The sequence below is a fragment of the Variovorax sp. GW460-12-1-14-LB1 genome (assembly GCF_059423605.1).
Genome location: NZ_JBWKYF010000141.1, coordinates 2,501 through 6,085, shown reverse-complemented (window position 1 = coordinate 6,085; position 3,585 = coordinate 2,501). Strand labels below are relative to the sequence as shown.

Below are 3,585 nucleotides of genomic sequence, written 5' to 3'. Positions count from 1 at the left end.
TATTTCGAGCTGATTCGAGCTCGATTCTTTGCCGGTGAGTCGCTGGAGGCTCTGACGGGAGAGCTGCTTGCAGAGCTGATTGCAGTTGGCGCGGCGCAATCCGATGCTTCGGGAGTTCGCAACGCCTGATTGGCGGTTGTTTGCTCCAATAAAAAAGCGCCCTCTCTTTCGAGTTGGCGCTTTTTATCTATTTAGGCCTTTGCATTGCGCAAAGCAAAAAACCCCAGTCATTGCTGACTGGGGTTTTCTGGGCTGTAAGAGCCTGACGATGACCTACTTTCACACGGGAACCCGCACTATCATCGGCGCTGAGTCGTTTCACTGTCCTGTTCGGGATGGGAAGGAGTGGTACCAACTCGCTATGGTCATCAGGCATAAAGGGTTGTCTGACTGATCACACGATCAATCAAACGAATTCATAGAGTTTGGAATCAGCTTTTGGCGAATTATTTTGAATGCGTCAACTTGGCATAACACCTTGATCAGATCGATCAAAGTTATAGGGTCAAGCCGCACGAGCAATTAGTATCAGTTAGCTTAACGCATTACTGCGCTTCCACACCTGACCTATCAACGTCCTGGTCTTGAACGACTCTTTAGGGGGCTCAAGGCCCCGGCAGATCTCATCTTGAAACGAGTTTCCCGCTTAGATGCTTTCAGCGGTTATCTCTTCCACACTTAGCTACTCGGCAATGCCACTGGCGTGACAACCGATACACCAGAGGTGTGTCCACTCCGGTCCTCTCGTACTAGGAGCAGGCTTCCTCAAATCTGCAGCGCCCACGGAAGATAGGGACCAAACTGTCTCACGACGTTTTAAACCCAGCTCACGTACCTCTTTAAATGGCGAACAGCCATACCCTTGGGACCGGCTACAGCCCCAGGATGAGATGAGCCGACATCGAGGTGCCAAACACCGCCGTCGATATGAACTCTTGGGCGGTATCAGCCTGTTATCCCCAGAGTACCTTTTATCCGTTGAGCGATGGCCCTTCCATACAGAACCACCGGATCACTATGTCCTGCTTTCGCATCTGCTCGACTTGTCAGTCTCGCAGTTAAGCACGCTTATGCCATTGCACTATCGTCACGATGTCCGACCGTAACTAGCGTACCTTCGAACTCCTCCGTTACGCTTTGGGAGGAGACCGCCCCAGTCAAACTGCCTACCATGCACTGTCCCCGATCCAGATAATGGACCTAGGTTAGAACCTCAAACACACCAGGGTGGTATTTCAACGTTGGCTCCACAAGATCTAGCGACCCTGCTTCAAAGCCTCCCACCTATCCTACACAGATCTGTTCAAAGTCCAATACAAAGCTACAGTAAAGGTTCATGGGGTCTTTCCGTCTTTCCGCGGGGAGATTGCATCATCACAAACATTTCAACTTCGCTGAGTCTCAGGAGGAGACAGTGTGGCCATCGTTACGCCATTCGTGCAGGTCGGAACTTACCCGACAAGGAATTTCGCTACCTTAGGACCGTTATAGTTACGGCCGCCGTTTACTGGGACTTCAATCAAGAGCTTGCACCCCATCATTTAATCTTCCAGCACCGGGCAGGCGTCACACCCTATACGTCCACTTTCGTGTTTGCAGAGTGCTGTGTTTTTAATAAACAGTCGCAGCCACCGATTTTTTGCAACCCATTCATGCTTCGTTGTTCACTACACACTAATAGGGCACACCTTCTTCCGAAGTTACGGTGTCAATTTGCCGAGTTCCTTCTCCTGAGTTCTCTCAAGCGCCTTAGAATACTCATCTCGCGCACCAGTGTCGGTTTGCGGTACGGTCGTTGTTAGCTGAAGCTTAGTGGCTTTTCCTGGAACCTCGTTCAGTCACTTCACGGACAAGTCCGCTCGATCGTTGGCCTCGGTATATGTGCACCGGATTTGCCTAATGCACGCCTACATCCAACTAAACCAGAATAATCCAATAACTGGATGACCTATTAAGATCCGTCCCCACATCGCACTAACAATCGGTACAGGAATATTGACCTGTTTCCCATCAGCTACGCATCTCTGCCTCGCCTTAGGGGCCGACTCACTCTACGCCGATGAACGTTGCGTAGAAAACCTTGCGCTTACGGCGAGGGGGCTTTTCACCCCCTTTAACGCTACTCATGTCAGCATTCGCACTTCTGATACCTCCAGCACGCTTTACAACGCACCTTCACAGGCTTACAGAACGCTCTCCTACCACTTGCAATAAATTGCAAATCCGCAGCTTCGGTAACTGGCTTAGCCCCGTTACATCTTCCGCGCAGGACGACTCGATCAGTGAGCTATTACGCTTTCTTTAAATGATGGCTGCTTCTAAGCCAACATCCTGACTGTTTTAGCCTTCCCACTTCGTTTCCCACTTAGCCAATTTTAGGGACCTTAGCTGGCGGTCTGGGTTGTTTCCCTCTTGAGTCCGGACGTTAGCACCCGGTGCTCTGTCTCCCAAGCTGTACTCATCGGTATTCGGAGTTTGCCTTGGTTTGGTAAGTCGCCATGACCCCCTAGCCAAAACAGTGCTCTACCCCCGATGGTAATACTTGAGGCACTACCTAAATAGTTTTCGGAGAGAACCAGCTATTTCCAAGTTTGTTTAGCCTTTCACCCCTATCCACAGCTCATCCGCTAGTTTTGCAACACTAGTCGGTTCGGACCTCCAGTACCTGTTACGGCACCTTCATCCTGGCCATGGATAGATCACTTGGTTTCGGGTCTACACCCAGCGACTGATCGCCCTATTCGGACTCGATTTCTCTACGGCTTCCCTATTCGGTTAACCTTGCCACTGAATGTAAGTCGCTGACCCATTATACAAAAGGTACGCAGTCACCCTTGCGGGCTCCTACTTTTTGTAAGCACGCGGTTTCAGGATCTATTTCACTCCCCTCCCGGGGTTCTTTTCGCCTTTCCCTCACGGTACTAGTTCACTATCGGTCAATGATGAGTATTTAGCCTTGGAGGATGGTCCCCCCATATTCAGACAGGATTTCTCGTGTCCCGCCCTACTTGTCGTTAGCTCAGTACCACACAGGTCATTTCACGTACGGGGCTATCACCCGCTATGGCCAGCCTTTCCAAGCTGTTCCGTTATGTCTTGTGCTATCACTAACAGGCTTCTCCGATTTCGCTCGCCACTACTTTCGGAATCTCGGTTGATGTCTTTTCCTCGAGCTACTGAGATGTTTCAGTTCACCCGGTTCGCCTCGCATGACTATGTATTCATCATGCGATACCTTTGCAGGTGGGTTTCCCCATTCGGAAATCTCCGGATCAAAGCTAATTTGCCAGCTCCCCGAAGCTTATCGCAGGCTATCACGTCCTTCGTCGCCTATCATTGCCAAGGCATCCACCACGTGCTCTTATTCACTTGACCCTATAACTTTGACGTTTCTTGCGAAACTACAAAATCATCTCAAGGAATATGTCAGGTCTTTCACCTGACGCGTTATGCCGTACTTCCAATATCGATTTGACTCGAAATTGAAGTTTCTTTTGACGCAATCAAAAATTCTATGTTGCTGATGGCACGGTCTGCACTAAACCTTTACGAATGTGCAGTTTCCATCAGCAACGCTGATTCGAC

General features: G+C 50.0%; 2 rRNA genes. Both read right to left on the bottom strand.

From position 1 onward, the window contains the following. Positions 1 to 260: 260 nt before the first annotated feature. A 5S ribosomal RNA gene (gene rrf / locus AC07Y4_RS32485) occupies positions 261 to 373 on the bottom strand. 128 nt (positions 374 to 501) lie between these two features. Beyond that, positions 502 to 3,375: ribosomal RNA gene (locus AC07Y4_RS32480) — 23S ribosomal RNA — on the bottom strand. Between the last annotated feature and the right edge of the window lie 210 nt (positions 3,376 to 3,585).